At 67.6% G+C, this 1269-nt stretch carries 1 protein-coding gene; it reads right to left on the bottom strand.

Going from position 1 to position 1269, the window contains the following annotated elements; translation table 11 throughout:
- Window positions 1-3 precede the first annotated feature (3 nt).
- Window positions 4-1191 (bottom strand): IS481 family transposase, encoded by a 1188-nt coding sequence (locus ASE02_RS10860; RefSeq protein WP_056734053.1) that lies wholly within the window; start codon window positions 1189-1191, stop codon window positions 4-6.
- Window positions 1192-1269: the final 78 nt, after the last annotated feature.

Below are 1269 nucleotides of genomic sequence, written 5' to 3'. Positions count from 1 at the left end.
TGTTCAGACCGGAGACATCGGTGACGGGTGTTCGGAGACATCCGTGACAGGTTGAGGATGATCGCTTTGGCCTCGCAGGTCGATGGTTGCGATGTTGGCTGTCCTAAAGACGACGTCGTAGAGGCCGTCGACGGGGGTTGGCCGGACGGCGAGGATCTTGCCCTTGAAGGCCTGTGGGATGCGCCAGCGCTGGCCGAGGAAGGTGATGGGGCCATCGTCCTTGGGGACGCGCCTTAGCTGGTCGTCTGAGGCGTATGGGAAGGGTTCGACCGCTGGCCTGTAGGACCTGGGGCTGACGGCGTAGCGCTCGATGGGGGTGCGCAGGCCCAAGGCCTCATGGGGGCGTTCGGTGTTGTAGAGGCTTCGCCAGCGATCAAGGTGTCGGGCGGCTTGGTCGATGTCGCGGAAGGGCGGCCCGGCGAGGGCCTCGGCCTTGAGCGTGCGGTGGAAGCGCTCGTCCTTGCCTTGGGTCTGGGGATGATAGGGCCGCGAGTGGCCGACGCCGATGTCCTGCTCCATCAACCACACGCCGAGCGGGGTGAAGGGATCGCCCGGCCCGTTGCCCCAGGGCGAGCCGTTATCCATGGTCATGCGCCAGGGCAGGCCGTAGCGCTCGAAGGCCTCGGTCAGGCAGGTCTTCACCGTCTGGGTCTGCTCGTTGGCGCAGGCGGCCAGCACCAGGCAGAAGCGCGAGTGGTCATCGAGCACGGTCAAGGGATGCAGCCGGCCCGAGCGCAGCGCCACATGGCCCTTGAAGTCCATCTGCCACAGGTCGTTGGGCGCAGGATGCTCGAAGCGGATGAAGGCCTGCTCGCCGCCCCCGAAGCCGCCCAGCTCCACGCCATGCCGACGCAGGATCTGGGTCACTGTCGAGGGCGCGGGCGCCGCAAGGCCGCGTCGCTTCAGCACGGCGGCGATCTTGCGGCCGCCCCAGACCGGGTGCGCGGCCCGCACCTCCAGCACCGCGGCCTCCACCGCATCAGGCGTGCGACGCGGCGAGGCGATCGGGCGACGTGACCGCGCTTCAAGGCCCGCCACTCCCTCAGCCTGGTAGCGACCCAGCAACCGATAGGCCAGGCTCGCGCTTACGCCGAAGCGGCGACACAGCTCCCGCCGGTTGGCGCCTTCCACCCGCGCCAGACGGACAAACTCCAGCTTGCGATCCATCGCAGAGACCCCCGTGAACGGCATCTTCCCAACCTCCTCGCGAGGTCGAAAAGTGTCACGGATGTCTCCGAACACCCGTCACCGATGTCTCCGGTCTGAACA

Origin of the sequence: Phenylobacterium sp. Root700 (genome assembly GCF_001429025.1) — a bacterium.
Lineage (GTDB): Bacteria > Pseudomonadota > Alphaproteobacteria > Caulobacterales > Caulobacteraceae > Phenylobacterium.
Note: the sequence above shows the minus strand (reverse complement) of the source record. Positions and strands in the feature narration are given on the sequence as shown.